Origin of the sequence: Bacillus sp. GMa5/1, from assembly GCF_050172015.1 — a bacterium.
Taxonomy (GTDB): domain Bacteria; phylum Bacillota; class Bacilli; order Bacillales; family Bacillaceae_G; genus Bacillus_A; species Bacillus_A cereus.
In genome coordinates, this window is sequence record NZ_JBNLYC010000096.1 from 1 (window position 1) to 17,866 (window position 17,866).

Here is a 17,866-nt window from a genome sequence, read left to right on the forward strand (position 1 = left end):
TACAATTTTAAAAGCTAATACTACTAAAGAAGATGTTATGAAAGTAATCGAAGAAGCAAAGGAATATAAATTCGCTTCTGTTTGTATTAACCCAACATGGGTAAAATTAGCGGCTGATGAACTAGCTGGACATGATGTAGACGTTTGTACTGTAATCGGTTTCCCATTAGGAGCAAGCACGACTGAAACAAAAGCATTTGAAACAAAAGATGCTATTGCAAAAGGTGCAACTGAAGTTGATATGGTAATCAACGTAGGCGCTTTAAAAGATGGTGACAACGAACTTGTTGAAAAAGACATTTATGAAGTAGTACAAGCAGCAAAAGGAAAAGCTCTTGTAAAAGTAATCATTGAAACTTGCCTATTAACAGATGAAGAGAAAGTACGCGCTTGTGAATTATCAGTAAAAGCTGGTGCTGACTTCGTAAAAACTTCAACTGGATTCTCAACTGGCGGAGCAACTGCTGAAGATATCGCATTAATGCGTAAAACAGTAGGACCAAACGTTGGTGTAAAAGCATCTGGCGGTGTTCGTACACGTGAAGATGCAGACAAAATGGTAGCTGCTGGAGCTTCTCGCGTTGGAGCAAGTGCTAGTGTTGCAATCGTATTAAATGATGCAAAAGGTGCTACAGATAACTACTAATCATTAATGAAGTGAAGAGCAATAGATACACAAAGTAAAGTGTATCTATTGCTTTAATAATTGAAAAAAATGTAAGCGGATACGAATGGGAGGAGACGGCTTATGAAATACTTAATTGGTATTTTTGGCCTCGTATTGATTTTAGGTATCGCTTGGCTTGCTAGTAATAATAGAAAGAAAGTCAAATATCGCCCAATCATAACGATGGTTATATTACAATTTATTTTGGGGTTTTTATTATTAAATACAAGTGTAGGGAATATATTAATTAGCGGAATAGCAGATGGTTTTGGAGAGTTATTAAAATATGCCGCTGATGGTGTGAATTTCGTATTTGGTGGATTAGTAAATCAAAAAGAGTTTTCGTTCTTTTTAAGTGTATTAATGCCAATCGTATTTATATCAGCTTTAATAGGTATTTTGCAACACATTAAAGTATTACCTATTATTGTGAAATCTATCGGTCTAGCATTAAGTAAAGTAAATGGAATGGGGAAACTAGAATCATATAATGCAGTTGCTTCTGCGATTTTAGGACAATCTGAAGTGTTTATTTCAGTTAAGAAACAATTAGGGTTATTGCCAGAGAAAAGAATGTATACATTATGTGCATCTGCAATGTCTACCGTTTCAATGTCTATCGTCGGATCATATATGGTGTTATTAAAACCGCAATATGTTGTAACCGCTTTAGTGCTTAACTTATTCGGTGGCTTCATCATTGCTTCTATCATTAACCCGTATGAAGTTACTGAGGAAGAAGATATGTTAGAAGTACAAGAAGAAGAGAAAAAGACTTTCTTTGAAGTATTAGGGGAATACATTATTGATGGATTTAAAGTTGCGATTACAGTAGCAGCTATGTTAGTCGGTTTCGTTGCTCTTATCGCATTCATTAATGCAGTATTTAAAGGTGTAATCGGTATTTCATTCCAAGAAATTCTTGGTTATGTATTTGCACCATTTGCATTTATTATGGGTGTACCTTGGCATGAAGCAGTTAATGCCGGAAATATTATGGCAACAAAATTAGTATCGAATGAATTTGTCGCTATGACAGATTTAGCACAAGGAAACTTTAATTTCTCAGATAGAACGACAGCGATTATATCTGTATTCTTAGTTTCATTTGCAAACTTCTCTTCAATTGGGATTATTGCAGGGGCGGTTAAGAGCTTAAATGAAAAGCAAGGGAATGTAGTCGCAAGATTTGGTTTGAAATTACTATTCGGTGCAACATTAGTAAGTTTCTTATCAGCAACAATCGTTGGCTTATTATTTTAATAGATTCGTATCATATAAAAAGGAATGGTGATTGTAATGAGAATGGTAGATATTATTGCAAAAAAACGTGACGGCAAAGAATTAACGACTGAAGAAATCAAATTCTTTATTAATGGATATACAGACGGAAGTATTCCTGATTATCAAGTGAGTGCGCTTGCAATGGCAATCTTCTTTAAAGATATGACAGATCGCGAACGTGCAGATTTAACGATGGCGATGGTTGAGTCTGGTGAAACGATCGACTTATCAGCAATTGAAGGAATTAAAGTAGACAAACATTCAACTGGCGGTGTTGGTGATACAACAACTTTAGTATTAGGACCATTAGTTGCTGCTTTAGATGTACCAGTAGCAAAAATGTCTGGTCGTGGTTTAGGACATACAGGCGGAACAATTGATAAATTAGAAGCGGTAGAAGGATTCCACGTTGAAATTACAAAAGAACAATTTATTGATATTGTAAACCGTGACAAAGTAGCTGTTATTGGACAAACAGGAAACTTAACACCTGCAGATAAAAAGATTTATGCATTGCGCGACGTAACAGGAACTGTTAACTCAATTCCTTTAATCGCAAGTTCAATTATGAGTAAAAAAATTGCAGCTGGTGCTGACGCAATCGTACTTGATGTAAAAACAGGTGCTGGTGCATTTATGAAAACAGAAGAAGATGCAAAAGAATTAGCACATGCAATGGTACGTATCGGAAATAATGTAGGACGTCAAACTATGGCAGTTATTTCGGACATGTCACAACCGCTTGGTTTTGCGATTGGTAACGCTCTAGAAGTAAAAGAAGCGATTGATACGTTAAAAGGTGAAGGTCCAGAAGATTTAACAGAATTAGTACTTGTATTAGGTAGCCAAATGGTCGTACTTGCGAAAAAAGCAAATACGTTAGAAGAAGCTCGTGAAATGCTAATTGAAGTGATGAAAAACGGAAAAGCAACTGAGAAATTTAAAGAGTTCTTAAGCAATCAAGGCGGAGATAGCTCAATTGTAGACAATCCAGAAAAAATGCCACAAGCTAAGTATGTAATTGATGTACCTGCAAAAACTTCAGGTGTTATTTCTAACATTGTTGCAGATGAGATTGGTATTGCAGCTATGTTACTTGGTGCAGGTCGTGCAACGAAGGAAGATGAAATCGATTTAGCAGTAGGATTAATGTTACGTAAAAAAGTTGGCGATGCAGTAAAAGAAGGCGAGCCATTCGTAACAATCTACGCAAATCGTGAAAATGTAGAAGATGTAAAAGCAAAAATTTACGAAAATATTTCTATCGCTGAAACAGCAGTGGCTCCTAAATTAGTTCATACAGTTATTACTGACTAATCATCATTTCGTTTACTTTGAGGGGGAAATAATATGGGTAAGAAAAAATATATTGAAGAAGCAAACAAGATGTTATCGAAAGCGTATATTCCGTATTCTAAATTTCCTGTTGGCGCAGCGTTAGTTACGAAAGAAGGGAAAATCTATACTGGTTGTAATATAGAAAATGCTTCTTACGGTTTATGTAACTGTGCAGAAAGAACAGCAATATTTAAAGCAGTATCAGAAGGTGAGCGCGATTTTAGTTACTTAGTTATTACAGGAGAAACTGATGGACCGATTTCACCATGTGGTGCGTGTAGACAAGTAATTGCTGAATTCTGTGACCCGAAAATGCCTGTATTATTAACGAATGTAAAAGGTGATGAAAAAGAAGTGACTGTTGAGCAGTTACTGCCAGGTGCTTTCTCAATAGAAGATTTAAAATAAATTGAAAAGCCATTCTACAATTATTATTTGTGGAATGGCTTTTTTATTTTCAAAAATTGAATGTAATATTTTGTTCATACTCCGTTCATAAACTTTGCTTAAAATAATTGCAGCGAATATAGAAAGTTTACAACAGGAGGAATAGAATGAAGAAATTATATAATGCGGCATTTATTTACTTAATTATTGGTTTATTATCAGGTGTATTTGCAAGAGAGTATTCGAAAGCACAAGGAATTAAAGGATCCACAATGTTGCAATTAGTGCATACACATGTATTAGTGCTCGGTTTTGTATTCTTTTTAATTGCTTTAGCCTTATGTAAAGTGTTTCATGTACAAGAAACAAAGAGCTTTTGTGCATGGTTTGTTGTTTATAATGTAGGAGTAATCTTTACTATTGCTACAATGCTATGGAGAGGTCTTCTACAAGTAAATGGAACTGACTTTTACGGTTTAAGCCATATGGCTGGATTAGGTCATGTTATTATAAGTGTCGGGCTCGTTTGGTTTATGATTTTGCTCAAAAAGTCTTTTAAATAGATAGGAGTGGGAAGAGTATGATAGCACTTTTATCAAGTATTTTAGCGGTTTGTATGGCTGTTGGTGTCATGTTTCTGCGCTTTAAAGCAGCGAAAAAGCCGGTAGCGAAAAAGAAAATTATATTGCCGCCAATTTTTATGAGTACAGGCGCAACGATGTACTTTTTACCAGAGTTTCGATTAACATCGTTAGAAATAGTTGAGGCAATTAGTATAGGGCTTATCTTTTCTATTTTTCTTATTAAAACAACTAAGTTCGAAATAAAAGGCGAACATATATTTATGAAACCGTCAAAAGCATTCATATTTATTTTAGTAGGCTTATTAGCTGTACGCGTGGCATTAAAGTCATATTTAAGCCAATCAATTGATTTGGCAGAGTTAAGCGGCATGTTTTTCTTACTTGCATTTGCGATGATTGTGTCGTGGAGAATTGCGATGTATCGCTCGTTTACTAAATTAAAAAAGACAATAAAAAGAGCTGGAATTTCTATATAGGAAATCCAGCTCTTTTTATGTTTTATTAGAATTCTTTAGCGCGGAACTCATTTGCTTAATTTTAAACGTATTTGAGCATCTTGTAATGCAGCAGGTGTAACGTTAAGACCATTTTGATCAACAATTTTTGTGTTTAATAAAATGGAATCTAAGCTTCCACGAAATGTTTGTGTATAGTTTTGGCGCAACATTTGTTGTTCTTGTTTTTCATCAACTGTTAATCCATTCGCTTTTTCTTTTTTTGACAATTCGTTAATACGGAATAAAATGTTTTTCATTTGTTTCACCTCTAGTTAGATGTAATTACATTAGCTACTTACTAATGTATAGTTATTGTAACCTATCTTTTAATAAGTGTCAATGTCTATAAAATGCTTTGTTTTGTATGTGTATGGATGAGAGAGGATGTAAATGAATACTAATACTTGAAATAGAAAAGATGCTAATATACAATACTATGGTAGGGTATAAAGAGTTGTTGTTTTACATTATGAAAGTAATAAGTAAAAAGGAGTATGCAATAATGAATGCAGTAATTTCAAAGAAAGAAACAATCATCTCATATACGATTGCTATTTTATTTATTTTAGCTATGGTAACAGCTGGTGTGTTATTAAATGATCCGGAAGTCATTTTGCCGGAAATAGCAGCGATGGCAATTGCTTTATGGGCGTATCGCGAGCCAGGATGGTTAAGACAACCAGAAAAAATCTTTATTGCACCGTCAATAACAGCTGTTATTGGTTTTGCAGTGAATCAAATGGATATTTCCTATATAGGAAAAGTTAGCTTAACACTTATATTAATGATGTTGTTTTTATGTGTTATTCAATCCAATTTAGCACCATCCATTGCGACAGGTTTATTACCGTTAGTAACAAATGCGACGGAATGGTCATTTGTTATCGCGGTATTTGCTTTAACATTTATTTTAATGATAGGTGTTCTTATATTTAAATTGAACAACGGTATTGAGCGAAAAGTGCAAATACAGTATAAATATATGACTGTATTTCTAATACTAAATTTCGTATGGATCAGTTTATGCTGGATAACTGGTTATGAACAATTAGCAGTTATTCCACCAATATTAGTTGTTGTGTATGAATCACTTCAAAAGCCGATGTATAATGAAAAAATGGCTTTTAAACAAATATTAGTATTAACTGCATCGGCAACTGTTGGAACTTTATTGTATTTTGCAATTGATTCATGGATTGTAGTCACGTTATTAAATATGATATTAATGGTTATTTTATTAAAAATCGTTGGAGTACGTATTCCAGCAGCGTATGCATTTCCATTATTGCCACTCGTATTTCCTGATGAAATGATAAAAATGTTACCAGTAGCTTCATTTGTTGCGGGAGTATTTTTATTTGGTACAGTACTACTGTATAAAAAGTGGGAGATGAAGCAAAAGGACATGTAGAAGAGTTAAATATAATTTTTAAAAAAGGTAAGTTCAAATGAATTGAACTTACCTTTTTGTATGTATTACCAATATAGAGCAGTATCATAAAGTCCGATTAAAATAAGGAGAACACCGGCTATACGTTGAATGTTTTTTCCTATTTTTCGGCTCTTTTTAAGTAGTGCCCCATTTAATCCTAGATAGGAGATGATGGACATTAATACGACGATAGGCAGAGCAGTTCCTATCGAAAAGAATGTAGGAAACAAGTACCCGTAATTATAGGGTAAAGATAAAGGGAGTAACGTTCCGAAAAATAGCACAAACATAGTCGGACAGAAAGCTAAAGAAAAGAAAAAACCAAGTAAAAATGAGCTGACTTCATTTTGTTTTCGAATAAATTTAATAGGGAAAAGGGTAGAGAAGAAATTTCTTCCTCTTATAATATCTGATAATATTAGACCTATTATTATTAATAAAGGTCCGATCAGTTTGCGTAACCATGGGAAATACAAAGTTAATGTTTGTTGAATTTCTTTTCCTAATAACCAGACTAAAAGTCCAAGTGTCGTAAAAGCTATTACTTTTCCTAAAATGAATAACAGTATATGTTTCCAGGTATGTCCCTTTTGTAAAGATTGATTTCCATAAAGTGTAATAGCGCTAATGTTTCCTGTTAATTGGCAAGGAGCAAGTGTACCTACAATGCCTAATAAAAACGCAAATAAAAGAGGTACTGATTTCGTAGCATTCGCGACATCTATTAAAGGAGACATGAGTTGATAGCTCCATTCACTAATTATTGAAAACACGTTATATTCACCCTTCTAATTAATTTGGAATGTTCCTTCTTTAGTAAGCTGCTTCCATGTTTTACCCTCATCCGTAGAAAGGAACACATTTGCTTTCATTGTAGCAAATACAATTTCAGCTGAATTTTGAGGGTTTTGTGATATATACATAATTGTATCTTTAGGATCTAAAGGTGGAATTTGTATGTTTGTCTCCTCATTTGTAGCAATTGATTTCTTCGTTACGATTTGCTTATTGATAGGCGCGTAAATAACATCTTCATTACTTAATGTAATTGCGGTCGATTCAAGTGATTTAGCGAATATTTCAAACGTATTTCCGTAATCTGTAGATAAGTAAACACCGTCTTTGGCACTTACTGCGACTACACTAGATTGATTCGGATGTACGGAAAAGGAATGAATCGTACTTGAAAGACCTTTTAACTTACTATTTTCCCAATCTTGTCCGTTGTTCGTACTGAAATAAAAACCTTGTTGTAATTTAGAATTTGGACGCTCATTGTATAAATAAATTGCTTCTGTATTATATCCGACAGCAAGGTTATGAAAATCAGATTCTCCGTAAAACGCTAGCTTTTCAAGTGTATTACCGCCATCAGAACTTTTCATTAATCCTAAAGGATTTTTTAAATCTGCTCCTGGTTCAGGATGACCGCTGGCAAAGAACCCGTTCTTCGTTGCCTGAAACCCCATATAATCATGTAATCCAGTCTTAGTTTCAAGCCATTTTCCATCTTGATAAACTTTTATCCCGCTATGAGTGGCGATAGAAACCCCAGATATATTTCCTGCATAGCCAATTCCGTGAATGTGCTCGATTTTTCCAGATGTAATTTCTTTATAGAAGTCTTGCGGACTCGTATTTGCTGTTTCTATATTTTTTGACTCAGATTGCACCGTTTCTTTCTTCACGGGTGCTGTTTCGGTGTTGCTAGAACATCCAGTAATTATGAATAAGGAAGTAATTGCTAACCCTGTTGCTACATAATGTTTCAAAGTTGTGGCTCCTTTCCTATATATGAGATTTTAAGTATATGGAATAAATGTCAAGAAATTGTGGAGTGGTATGCATAATGTAGATTAGATGGGCACTAGTAAGGGGGGATTTTCCTTTTTCTATGAGTACTATTAATTGACGAAAAATTGTAACAATAATAAAATGAATTGATTAGATCATTAGTTTTTTAATCATACATAGAACGCTAGGGGGATTATCATGAAATCAACATTTTTTGCTCAAAATAGAGAACGATTAGCAAACACATTACCAGAGGGATCTATTACGATTTTATTTGCGGGACAAGCACCGCATATGTCAGCTGATGCACATTATAAATTTGTACCGAATCGTAATTTTTACTACTTAACGGGAATCGATGAACCAAATGTTATTTTTATGCTGAAAAAGGTTGGAAGTAGTGTTGAAGAAACACTTTTCATTGAAAAGGCAGATCCAGTAATGGAAAAATGGGTCGGTAAAACAGTTTCTAACGAAGAAGCAGAGAAAATTTCAGGTATAAAGAAAGTTATATATTTAGATAGCTTTGAAAAGACAATGTCAAATATACTTTTTACAGAAAATGCGAAGCATCTATATTTAGATATAGAACGTCGTGATTGGAATGGTACGGAGACAAAAACATTAGCATTTGCTAAACATGTAAGAGAAAAATACCCACACGTAACAATTGGTAATGTATATCCGAACATTTGTGAATTACGAGTATTTAAAACAGAGGAAGAAATTGAAATTATTAAAGAAGCGATTGCTATAACGAAAGACGGTATTTACAACGTACTTAAGCATGCAAAAGCAGGCATGATGGAGTATGAATTAGAAGCACAATTTGATTTTACACTGAAGTCATCTGGCATTAAGTACCATGCGTTCAATACAATTTTGGCGAGTGGGAAAAATGCTACAGTTCTTCATTATGAAGATAATGATGCACAAATTCAAAATGGTGACTTAGTATTACTAGATTTAGGTGCTCAAAAAGACTACTATAACGCTGATATTAGTTATACATTCCCGGCAAATGGAACATTCTCTAGTCGCCAAAAACAAATTTATAATATTGTATTAAAAGCATTAAAAGAAACAACAGAGATTATTAAGCCAGGATTAAAGTTCGCTGCATTAAATGAGCATACAAAAAAGGTACTGGCAGAAGAGTGTAAAGCAATTGGTTTAATTCAAGAAGATGAAGAGTTATCAAAATACTATTATCATGGTGTCAGCCATTTCCTTGGTTTAGATACACATGATGTAGGAACATATAAAGATAGAGTGTTAGAAGAAGGTATGGTTATAACAATTGAACCTGGTCTTTATATTGAAGGAGAATCAATTGGAATTCGTATTGAAGATGACATTCTTGTAACGAAAGACGGGTATGAAAACTTGTCAAAAGATATCATTAGGGAAGTTGAAGAAATTGAAGAATTTATGAGTGTAAATAATGAACATGTAAAAGGAAATCAAGCTGTAGTTAAATAATAAAAGAGTCATCACTAATTTATTTGAACTTTATCTCGAATCGTGGACAATTAAAAAATCCATGATTCGGGATAGGGTTCTTTTCTTCGAAATACTAATCTTTAATTATTAATCCTAATAAAGTAGCAAACTGAACAGCTTGATATGTCGATACTTTACATCCTCTTAAATCGCTCACTGAAACTGTAAGTGTATCAAAGGTAGAAGAACTAATATCTATCCCCTTCAGTGATGTCTGATCAAAATTAGCTTCATCAAGACTACATAATTGGAATTCAACTTTTTTAAGTTTACAGTCAAAAAAATCTGCATTATTTAATGAAGTTTCATTGAAGATGATTTTTTCTAGTTTAGAATTTCCAAATGCCGCTAAATTCAAAATTGAATTCTCAAATTTAACATTTCCTAAGCTAGATTCTGTGAAATTTACTCCGATTAATTTACTGTTTTTAAATTCGACTCTGTGAACAGAAGAATTGCTTAAATTAACATTTGATAAATCACAGTTTTCAAAACAAACATCTGTAATATCAATATTGCTAAAGTCTGTATTAGTAAACTTACAGTTTTTTATCACCGCATCATATAACCGCACTCTATCTACAGATTCATTTTCGAAAGTGGAGTCTATAATTTCACACACTTCCAATGTTGGATCTTCTTCATAAAAAATATCTTGAAAATTCTTTGAAGATAACTCTGGTGAAATTTTTGGTCTATCAATTTTCATCGTATATCAATCCTCTTCTATTTGATATATTTGTGTAATTTGAGTCCATTGTCTGTGAGGAACATTAGTTCTTATTATACAAAAATCTAAGTTCTTTTGTGAAGAGCATTTTAGCTACATTTTTCTTATTTAATAATAGCAGTGTTATTGTTTCTTAAGAAATAACGTCAAAACAAATACGAGAACGGCTAATGTAGTCGCTACAAGGAAAGCATTTTGTATTACTAAAATATTCGTCTCTTATAATGTCTCTGCTTTTAGTAATTTTCCAATTAGCTTACGTAAGATCTAATTACATCTCCTTATTTTCTTGAAAATCAACTTCTATAATGATTTTGAAAAAGAATAAGGAGGGATTGTCCATGAAGCGAGTTGTATTAGCAGCCGTTACTGTCTCTGTAATATTTTTAATTGCTGCCTGTTCTGTGACGACAAATACAACAAATGATCATAAAAATATGAATGATAACAAAACACTACAGACTGAAACAGCTACAACACCATTGAAGGTTGAAAAAGGGCCAGAAGTTACTTTAATAGCGAAAGAAGAAAAGCAAAAATTAAGTAACGGTGTTATTGTTCCAGTCTGGACATTTAATGGCTCATCTCCTGGTCCAGAAATTCGGGTGAAAAAAGGTGAAAAGGTGAAAGTGACATTAAAAAATGAATTATCTGCACCAGTATCTATTCATTGGCATGGATATCCTGTCCCAAATAACATGGATGGAATTCCGGGCGTGACACAAGATGCAGTTGAACCAGGAAAAAGTTTCACTTACGAATTTGAAGCGAACGTACCAGGAACGTACTGGTATCACTCGCATCAAGATTCTGTAAATCAATTAGATAGAGGTTTGTATGGAGCGCTCATTGTAGAGGATACAAAGGAAAAATATGATAAAGATTACACATTACTGTTGGATGAATGGGTTACAGATAAAGAAGAAATTAAAAAGCAGTTAAAAGAAATGACAAAAGGGCAAATAGGTAATAAATCTAAAGGTGATGAAAATACGAAAAAGAATGATGATAAGAACGGCATGGATCATTCTGGTATGGACATGGGCAGTGATCAAAAAGACTCTGGCAATATGGCAGGAATGGACCATGGAAATATGAAGATGGAAGGTCATGATATGAGTATGTATGATTTATTCACAATCAATGGAAAAAGCGGTGATTTAGTAGTGCCATTGAAAGTGAATAAGGGAGATAAAGTTCGTCTTCGACTTGTTAATGCTGGTTATCTATCACATGATATACATGTTCACGGTCATGATATAAAAGTAATTGCGACAGATGGTCAACCAATAAACAATCCAAAAGTTATAAAGGATAAAGTAATTTCAATCGCACCGGGTGAACGTTATGATATTGAATTTACTGCTAATAATCCTGGGAAGTGGTATGTTGAGGACCATTCAAAAAATAAAGGTGCAAAAGGAATGAAAGCTGTTATTGAGTATGATGGCAGCAAAGAGATGAAAGATAAAGCAGATGAAAAGGGAAAATTAGCGAAATTAGATATGACGAAATATGGTGCTAAAAAATTAGGTAGTTTCACGTTAAATCAAGAGTATACTGCCACATATAATATGGACTTAAATACGCAAATGAATGAAAATGAAATGGTATATACAATTAACGGAAAGGTATTTCCGGATATTGACCCAATTCAAGTGAAAAAGGGTGATTTAGTAAAAGTGAAATTGGTAAATCGTTCTAAAATGGATGATCACCCAATGCATTTACATGGTCACTTCTTCCAGGTGTTGAGTAAAGATGGAAAACCGATAGAAGGTTCTCCAATTGTAAAAGATACATTGAACTTAAAACCAGGAGAAGAATATGAAGTAGCCTTTGTAGCAGACAATCCCGGTGAGTGGATGTTCCACTGTCACGACCTACATCATGCTTCAGCAGGGATGGTAACGGAAGTGAACTATACAGATTATAAATCTGATTATGTTCCAAACCAAAATATTCCTAATAAGCCAGAATAATAGGAAGCAGTTATCCTATGGATAGCTGCTTATTCATTTTTGTTGCAAGTACTAATGTATATGTTGATTATGCCCAGGTGAAGGTGAAGGTGAAGGTGCAGGAGTATGATCTGGGAATGTCGCGAATACGGCAACGATAATTACTACACTAATTGAAAGGAATAACAAAAAACGACGTTGGATAAAAGTAGAAAAGTTCTCCGATAACAATTGAATCACACAGGACATAGTAATCGTTATAGTAAGTAAAAGGCTAATGAACAATATACTATGAGCTTGTTGAGCGTTTAACATTTCTGTAATCATTGCTCCCATCATACTTGCCATTAATCCAGAGAACATTCCTTCTAAAGCAGTATATAGGTGAAAACGTAGACCCACTAAAAAACCGATAAAACCACTAATTAAAATAGCAAGTAAAGTAGAATATAGTAATTCCCCCTTAAAGAGAATGCCTAAATAAAAACCAATACTTAAACCGATACTCATACTAAAAGACATAATAAATACCATATACTCCATTAGGGTACCCTTACGTTTAGAAATATTGGATACAATAAGAATTGAGGTACAGCAAAGTGTTAAGGTAGTTAACGTATAAGCAAACATTATGATACCTCCTTGTCCTATCGTTCATTTCATCATATGTGTACTTATGATAATTTATATCTGCATATTATCTGCACAATTTCATAGATGTAAGCAAAGGAACGCTTGATTTTTTAGGGCGTCTTTTTTAATTGTAAGCATGTGAAAGAAATTGTTATATTATGAGTTTCTATTGTGAAGCCATAAAGAATAAGCGTATAATATTATAGGTCTCCCATTTGCGAGACAAACCGCGAATGATAAATAAGATTGTTGTTTTATCATCGCTTCTAAACATATAGACAATGAAAGTAACACTGGAATACAGATAGGGAGTTATAAAATGAAATTAATTATTGCCGAGAAACCAGATCAAGGGTTGGCTCTTGTTTCACAGTTTAAATATCGCCGGAAAGATGGATATTTAGAGGTAGAAGCGAATGAGCTATTTCCAAATGGAGCGTACTGTACATGGGCAATTGGTCATTTGACGCAGTTATGTAATCCAGAGCATTATCACGCAGAGTGGAAAAAATGGTCACTTAATACATTACCGATGATTCCAGAGCGTTTTCAATTTGAAGTAACAAAGTCAAAGTATAAGCAATTTAACGTTGTGAAACAGCTGTTACATAATCCACAGGTAACAGAAATTATTCACGCAGGCGATGCTGGGCGTGAAGGGGAACTAATCGTACGAAATATTATTAATCTTTGTAACGTGCAAAAGCCTATGAAGCGTCTATGGATTTCGTCTTTAACGAAGCAAGCTATTTATCAAGGGTTTAAAAATTTACTTGATGAATCAGATACAATTAATACGTATTACGAAGCATACACAAGATCTTGTGCTGACTGGGTTGTTGGCATGAATGCATCACGTGTGTTTAGTATTTTGTTAAAGAAAAAAGGAATGAATGATGTATTTTCTGCTGGTCGTGTCCAAACACCAACGTTAGCATTGATTGTAAAGCGTGAGAAAGAAATTGAAAACTTTAAGTCAGAGCCTTTCTGGGAAGTGTTTGCAACCTTTAATATAGAAGGAAAGAAATATGACGGGAAATGGGAGAAGGATAATGAATCCCGCTTAAAAGACCCTGATATGGCGAATAAAATTGCGGCATTTTGCCAAGGGAAACCGGCTGTTGTGAAGGAAATGAAAACGGAGCGTAAAGAGTTTCAGCCGCCGCTTTTATTCAACTTATCATCACTGCAAGCAACGGCAAATAAAGCCTTTAAGTTTTCACCGAAAAAGACGCTTGATATAACGCAAGCACTCTATCAAAAAGGGATTGTTTCTTATCCACGTTCAGATTCTAACTATGTTACACAAGGAGAAGCAGCGACGTTCCCTGATATTTTACAGAAGTTAAGTCAATTTGATGAATATAAAGGCTTATTACCGGCACCAATTGAATCCATTATGAACAATAAGCGTTATGTGAATGAAAAGAAAGTAACAGATCACTACGCAATTATTCCGACAGAGCAAGTTACAAACCCAAGCAGACTATCCGGTGATGAAAAGAAAATTTACGATATGATTGTAAGAAGGCTCATTGCAGCTCATTATGAAGTTGCAATCTTTGACTATACAACAATCATTACGCTTGTAGATGAACGCGCTGAATTCATTTCAAAAGGAAAACAGCAAATTCAAGAAGGTTGGCGTAAAGTTATTTTCCAAGACGATAAAGATGACGAAACCATTCTTCCAATTGTAGCTGAAGGTGAAGAAGGAAAAGTTGTAAAGGTGAAAGTGAAAGAAGGAAAAACACAGCCACCGAAGCGTTATACAGAAGGACAACTTATTACGTTAATGAAAACAGCTGGTAAGTATTTAGAGAATGAAGAGCTAGAGAAGGTATTGAAGAAAACAGAAGGTTTAGGTACGGAAGCGACTCGCGCGGGTATTATTACGATGTTGAAAGACCGTAAATATATAGATGTAAAGAAAAACCAAGTGTATGCGACTGATAAAGGAAAAGTATTAATTACCGCAATTGGTGACAAAATACTAGCTTCACCGGAAATGACTGCGAAATGGGAACAACGTCTTGCGGAAATTGGTGAAGGTACAGCATCACCAGCAACTTTTATGGAACAAACGAAAAAGCTATCAGCTAAAATTATTGAAGATGCAGTGGAAATGTCTGAGAAGTGGGATTTCACTGGACTACATGTTGAATCGATTGAACGAAAAGGATCGAAATTTACAACGGGTAAAAAGGTTGGTAGCTGTAAAAAATGTGATGGCGATGTAATTGATAAGTCAACGTTTTACGGTTGTTCTAACTATAATACAACGCAATGTGATTTCACCATTTCAAAGAAGATATTAAGTAAAACAATTTCGCAAAAGAATATGACAAAGCTCTTAAAAGGTGAAAAGACCGATTTAATTAAAGGCTTTAAAAAGGGCGAGAAAACATTTGATGCGAAATTAGAGTGGAAAGATAATAAGATTAATTTTGTATTTGAGAATTAATTTGTTAAAAGAGCATGACATAAAATTGTCATGCTCTTTTGTTTTTCTTTGAAATGAAATTTAACGATAAAAAAAATGCTTTAAATAATAAAATTTTATTGTAAAACGATAAATTTTATATTAAAATCAAAATCATAATAAATGAGTGAAGTACTTTTGTTAAAAGGTAACAATCTTATTTTTTTAATTAGAGGAGGTATAATTATGAACAGTAACAATTTGATTGTTAAACATATGGATAACCCCCATGAGTTGGAGAAGATGTATAGAAAAGATCCGAAAGCTTTTAAAAAAGCATTCTCACAAGCATGGGACCAAAACCCTGATTCCCAGGTTCTAGCTGCTTGGTATGAAAGGTTGCATTTCAAGGAGAAAGTAAATAAAGAAAAAACATCTTTGTTTCAAAAAGGTTTCTTATTCATGGGCCTTTTAGCTATTCTGGCCGGCATAAGCACCAGGATCATTTTCCACTTTGTTGAGCAGGAAGCAATTGCTCCAATAAACTTGGCTTTTGGTGTAATTCCCTTTATTGCTGCTTATTTTGTTTACAATAATAAGCCGAAAAAAAGTATTATTTATTCCCTTATAGCGTTATTCCTAGTTTCCGGGGTGTATCTTAATACGTTGCCAATAAATTATAAAGACAGTACCATACTTGCTTATTTACATCTTCCTATATTTTTATGGGTCTTAGTAGGGCTTGCGTTTACAGGAAATGAATATTCAAAAGGCGGTACAAGATTAGCCTATATTAAATTTAATTTAGAATATTGTCTTCTCTACGGGAGCATGGCAGTGAGCGGAATGATACTAGCAATATTCACCATGCGTTTGTTTAGCTTTGTTGACTTAGATATAGGAGAATTCTATTTTAGTAATGTTGTTTTATTTGGAGCAGCGGCTCTCGCTATTGTGGCTGCATACTTAGTATCAATGAATCTTAAGCTTGCTAAAAATATTACACCATACATATCTAAAATCTTTAGTCCGCTTGTCCTGGTCACATTGTTTATTTATCTTATAACGATAATTTTGGTCGGGAAAAACCCGTTCTTGGATCGTAATTTCCTAATGGCATTCAACGGAATACTGCTTGGTGTATTGGCTGTTACTATATTTTCTATCGTTGAGAGTGACTCGGACGAGAAAAAGAACATTTCAGATTATATAAATTTTTCCTTAATTGTTCTGGCGCTTATTATTGACACTGTCGCATTGTCAGCCATAGTATTCAGACTTTCTTCTTACGGGATTACACCTAATAGACTAGCTGTTTTAGGTGTAAACATACTGATCTGGGCAAATCTAATTTGGATTATGTTTTCCTATATGCGTTTCTTGCAAAACAAATCAGGACCGACAGCTATCCAAGATGCCATTACGAAGTATTTGCCAATCTACGGACTTTGGGCAGCTTTCGTTATATTTACGTTTCCTATCATTTTTAATTAGAAAGGATCTGTTAATGTAACGAAAGGTTAATTCTCTATAACATATAAAATTTTTAGAGCCCATCGATTTATAATTGGTAGTATTATGTTTGTAGTTTCGGTAATTTCATTTGTAATGATAAATAAGAAATAAGTGTTGTATGTAATCTTTCCATAATAAAAAACGTCCCAAAATGGGACGTTTTTTATTATGCGTATTGCCGTTTTTTCTTAATAAGCAACAAAACTTGTGACACACAAGCTAGTACTGGTAACTCAATCAATGGTCCAATAACGAGTGCAAGTGCGATAAGAGGCTCATCTGGAAAAGCGGTCACAGCGATAGCGAGTGCAACAGGTGAGTTTCTTGCTAACGTTGTTAAGCTTAGACTTACTGTATCTTTGTAAGATAAATGCATCATGCGCCCGATAAATTGTCCTAGTAAAAAATTAATGATGAAGAACAATAGAACAGGGACGAGTAATAATAAAACAACATTCATATTTTGTAGTAAATATTTACCTTGTGATGCAAACATCGCTACTATTGCTAAACTTAAAAATACAATTTGAGCAGAGCTAAAAAACGGAATGAGTTTATTCTCGAGAGTTTCAGCTTTTTTTATTTTATTCATAATGAATTTTGTAGCGTGTGCAAGTATAAATGGTAAGACGATTACGATAACAATACTTTCTACTAAAACAGAAACCGCTACAGTTTTCATGACACCAGCAAATAAAAATAAATAAATTGGAAGGAGTAGTACTTGCAAAATTAAATTTACAGGTAAAATTGCAGTAGAAAGTGCTACATTTCCTTTCGCTATTTCAGTAAAGATTAAGTACCAATCTGTGCATGGAGTAACCATTAACATTATAAATCCAACCCAAAGTGCTGGATGATCTGAAAGAAATAGTGCTCCTAATCCCCAAGCGAGTAAAGGTGTCCATAAGAAGTTAATAGTAAGACTTGTTCCAGCAAATTTTAAATTACGAAATCCGTTTTTTATTTCTTTTAATGGGATGCTGAGGAATAATCCATATAGCATGAAAAATAAGAAGGGGACAATAAACTGGTCTGAATACGTATGTATCATATTAAATTGTCCGAGTACGATGCCGCAAGAAAAAAATTGATAAATGAAAGGCTTGAACCTGGTAC

At 33.9% G+C, this 17,866-nt stretch carries 17 protein-coding genes; 11 read left to right on the forward strand and 6 right to left on the reverse strand.

Going from position 1 to position 17,866, the window contains the following annotated elements:
• The 6 genes from deoC to ACQGSG_RS19470 form a co-directional block, all read left to right on the forward strand.
• The coding region (gene deoC, locus ACQGSG_RS19445) for a deoxyribose-phosphate aldolase (protein WP_426947859.1) at positions 1-646 on the forward strand (646 nt) is incomplete at its 5' end.
• A 102-nt stretch (positions 647-748) separates the two neighbouring features.
• Entirely contained in the window at positions 749-1,930 is a 1,182-nt protein-coding gene (locus tag ACQGSG_RS19450) for a NupC/NupG family nucleoside CNT transporter (protein WP_000876173.1), read from the forward strand.
• Positions 1,931-1,966: 36 nt separating this feature from the next.
• Entirely contained in the window at positions 1,967-3,268 is a 1,302-nt protein-coding gene (locus tag ACQGSG_RS19455) for a pyrimidine-nucleoside phosphorylase (protein WP_001983022.1), read from the forward strand.
• A gap of 33 nt (positions 3,269-3,301) precedes the next feature.
• On the forward strand, positions 3,302-3,697 hold the full coding sequence (locus ACQGSG_RS19460; protein WP_000516778.1) for a cytidine deaminase: 396 nt from the start codon (positions 3,302-3,304) through the stop codon (positions 3,695-3,697).
• 146 nt (positions 3,698-3,843) lie between these two features.
• On the forward strand, positions 3,844-4,239 hold the full coding sequence (locus ACQGSG_RS19465) for a DUF2871 domain-containing protein (RefSeq protein WP_000737863.1): 396 nt from the start codon (positions 3,844-3,846) through the stop codon (positions 4,237-4,239).
• 17 nt (positions 4,240-4,256) lie between these two features.
• Complete coding sequence (locus tag ACQGSG_RS19470; protein WP_325843054.1) at positions 4,257-4,736, forward strand: cytochrome c biogenesis protein CcdC; 480 nt, start codon at positions 4,257-4,259, stop codon at positions 4,734-4,736.
• 47 nt (positions 4,737-4,783) lie between these two features.
• On the opposite strand, the gene ACQGSG_RS19475 is transcribed toward ACQGSG_RS19470, so the two are convergent.
• Complete coding sequence (locus ACQGSG_RS19475) at positions 4,784-5,014, reverse strand: DUF896 domain-containing protein (protein ID WP_000789773.1); 231 nt, start codon at positions 5,012-5,014, stop codon at positions 4,784-4,786.
• Positions 5,015-5,259: 245 nt separating this feature from the next.
• Between ACQGSG_RS19475 and ACQGSG_RS19480 the strand changes: the two genes are divergently transcribed.
• Positions 5,260-6,168: an HPP family protein gene (locus ACQGSG_RS19480; RefSeq protein ID WP_141521736.1), complete on the forward strand. Its 909-nt coding sequence runs from the start codon at positions 5,260-5,262 to the stop codon at positions 6,166-6,168.
• A gap of 65 nt (positions 6,169-6,233) precedes the next feature.
• On the opposite strand, the gene ACQGSG_RS19485 is transcribed toward ACQGSG_RS19480, so the two are convergent.
• The gene (locus ACQGSG_RS19485; protein ID WP_002061125.1) at positions 6,234-6,962 is read right to left on the reverse strand and encodes a sulfite exporter TauE/SafE family protein; all 729 of its coding nucleotides are present in this window, start codon (positions 6,960-6,962) and stop codon (positions 6,234-6,236) included.
• A 15-nt stretch (positions 6,963-6,977) separates the two neighbouring features.
• The gene (locus ACQGSG_RS19490) at positions 6,978-7,961 is read right to left on the reverse strand and encodes a F510_1955 family glycosylhydrolase (RefSeq protein WP_061654543.1); all 984 of its coding nucleotides are present in this window, start codon (positions 7,959-7,961) and stop codon (positions 6,978-6,980) included.
• Between the two features lie 220 nt (positions 7,962-8,181).
• Here ACQGSG_RS19490 and ACQGSG_RS19495 point away from each other — a divergent pair, with 220 nt between their 5' ends.
• Positions 8,182-9,465, forward strand: a complete 1,284-nt coding sequence (locus ACQGSG_RS19495; protein ID WP_000842968.1) for an aminopeptidase P family protein — start codon at positions 8,182-8,184, stop codon at positions 9,463-9,465.
• Between the two features lie 94 nt (positions 9,466-9,559).
• Here the strand turns inward: ACQGSG_RS19495 and ACQGSG_RS19500 are convergent, their stop codons facing one another.
• Positions 9,560-10,195 carry a pentapeptide repeat-containing protein gene (locus tag ACQGSG_RS19500; RefSeq protein WP_000687271.1) on the reverse strand — a complete coding sequence of 212 codons (636 nt, stop codon included), beginning with the start codon at positions 10,193-10,195 and terminating at the stop codon, positions 9,560-9,562.
• 362 nt (positions 10,196-10,557) lie between these two features.
• On the opposite strand from ACQGSG_RS19500, the gene ACQGSG_RS19505 reads away from it, so the two are divergent.
• Positions 10,558-12,198, forward strand: a complete 1,641-nt coding sequence (locus ACQGSG_RS19505; RefSeq protein ID WP_025966218.1) for a multicopper oxidase family protein — start codon at positions 10,558-10,560, stop codon at positions 12,196-12,198.
• A gap of 51 nt (positions 12,199-12,249) precedes the next feature.
• Here ACQGSG_RS19505 and ACQGSG_RS19510 read toward each other — a convergent pair whose 3' ends face one another.
• Positions 12,250-12,807 carry a hypothetical protein gene (locus ACQGSG_RS19510; RefSeq protein ID WP_098022526.1) on the reverse strand — a complete coding sequence of 186 codons (558 nt, stop codon included), beginning with the start codon at positions 12,805-12,807 and terminating at the stop codon, positions 12,250-12,252.
• Positions 12,808-13,129: 322 nt separating this feature from the next.
• On the opposite strand from ACQGSG_RS19510, the gene topB reads away from it, so the two are divergent.
• On the forward strand, positions 13,130-15,274 hold the full coding sequence (topB, locus tag ACQGSG_RS19515) for a DNA topoisomerase III (protein WP_000766764.1): 2,145 nt from the start codon (positions 13,130-13,132) through the stop codon (positions 15,272-15,274).
• A 204-nt stretch (positions 15,275-15,478) separates the two neighbouring features.
• Positions 15,479-16,726 carry a DUF4153 domain-containing protein gene (locus ACQGSG_RS19520; RefSeq protein ID WP_065704357.1) on the forward strand — a complete coding sequence of 416 codons (1,248 nt, stop codon included), beginning with the start codon at positions 15,479-15,481 and terminating at the stop codon, positions 16,724-16,726.
• Between the two features lie 187 nt (positions 16,727-16,913).
• Here ACQGSG_RS19520 and ACQGSG_RS19525 read toward each other — a convergent pair whose 3' ends face one another.
• Entirely contained in the window at positions 16,914-17,846 is a 933-nt protein-coding gene (locus ACQGSG_RS19525) for an arsenic resistance protein (protein WP_426947865.1), read from the reverse strand.
• Between the last annotated feature and the right edge of the window lie 20 nt (positions 17,847-17,866).

Coding starts and splice junctions, on each gene's coding strand:
- ACQGSG_RS19510 (WP_098022526.1), bottom strand. CDS start 12,807: ATGTTTGCTTATACGTTAACTACCTTAACACTTTGCTGTACCTCAATT.
- ACQGSG_RS19505 (WP_025966218.1), top strand. CDS start 10,558: ATGAAGCGAGTTGTATTAGCAGCCGTTACTGTCTCTGTAATATTTTTA.
- ACQGSG_RS19465 (WP_000737863.1), top strand. CDS start 3,844: ATGAAGAAATTATATAATGCGGCATTTATTTACTTAATTATTGGTTTA.
- ACQGSG_RS19470 (WP_325843054.1), top strand. CDS start 4,257: ATGATAGCACTTTTATCAAGTATTTTAGCGGTTTGTATGGCTGTTGGT.
- ACQGSG_RS19495 (WP_000842968.1), top strand. CDS start 8,182: ATGAAATCAACATTTTTTGCTCAAAATAGAGAACGATTAGCAAACACA.
- topB (WP_000766764.1), top strand. CDS start 13,130: ATGAAATTAATTATTGCCGAGAAACCAGATCAAGGGTTGGCTCTTGTT.
- ACQGSG_RS19455 (WP_001983022.1), top strand. CDS start 1,967: ATGAGAATGGTAGATATTATTGCAAAAAAACGTGACGGCAAAGAATTA.
- ACQGSG_RS19450 (WP_000876173.1), top strand. CDS start 749: ATGAAATACTTAATTGGTATTTTTGGCCTCGTATTGATTTTAGGTATC.
- ACQGSG_RS19480 (WP_141521736.1), top strand. CDS start 5,260: ATGAATGCAGTAATTTCAAAGAAAGAAACAATCATCTCATATACGATT.
- ACQGSG_RS19500 (WP_000687271.1), bottom strand. CDS start 10,195: ATGAAAATTGATAGACCAAAAATTTCACCAGAGTTATCTTCAAAGAAT.
- ACQGSG_RS19475 (WP_000789773.1), bottom strand. CDS start 5,014: ATGAAAAACATTTTATTCCGTATTAACGAATTGTCAAAAAAAGAAAAA.
- ACQGSG_RS19460 (WP_000516778.1), top strand. CDS start 3,302: ATGGGTAAGAAAAAATATATTGAAGAAGCAAACAAGATGTTATCGAAA.
- ACQGSG_RS19520 (WP_065704357.1), top strand. CDS start 15,479: ATGAACAGTAACAATTTGATTGTTAAACATATGGATAACCCCCATGAG.